At 61.8% G+C, this 563-nt stretch carries 1 protein-coding gene; it reads left to right on the top strand.

Annotated elements, in window-relative coordinates:
- Positions 1 to 563, top strand: a 563-nt coding sequence (locus INT51_RS21970) for a superoxide dismutase (RefSeq protein ID WP_193107512.1), incomplete at both ends; no start/stop codon positions are given.

Below are 563 nucleotides of genomic sequence, written 5' to 3'. Positions count from 1 at the left end.
ATGGCTGACTACACGCTTCCGGATCTCGACTACGACTACGGGGCGCTGGATCCTTCGATCTCCGGCAAGATCATGGAGCTGCATCACTCCAAGCACCACGCGACCTATGTCAAGGGCGCGAACACGGCGCTGGAGAAGCTGGCTGCTGCGCGGGACGCCGGCGATTTCGGCTCGGTGAACCAGCTGTCGAAGGATCTGGCGTTCCATCTCGGTGGGCATACGAACCACTCGATCTTCTGGAAGAACCTCTCGCCCGATGGTGGCGACAAGCCCACCGGTGAGCTCGCTGCGGCGATCGATGAGTTCTTCGGGTCGTTCGATTCCTTCCGGGCGCACTTCACGGCCGCGGCGCTGGGTATCCAGGGCTCCGGGTGGGCTGTGCTGGCGTACGAGCCGCTCGGGGGCAATCTGGTGATCGAGCAGTTCTACGATCAGCAGAACGGGGTGCCGGTGGCGACGATCCCGCTGTTCCAGCTGGATATGTGGGAGCACGCGTTCTACCTGGATTACCAGAACGTGAAGGCTGATTACGTGAAGGCGATCTGGGACATCGTGAACTGGGC

The organism is Brachybacterium sp. FME24 (assembly GCF_014897705.1).
Classification (GTDB): Bacteria; Actinomycetota; Actinomycetes; order Actinomycetales; family Dermabacteraceae; genus Brachybacterium.
Note: the sequence above shows the minus strand (reverse complement) of the source record. Positions and strands in the feature narration are given on the sequence as shown.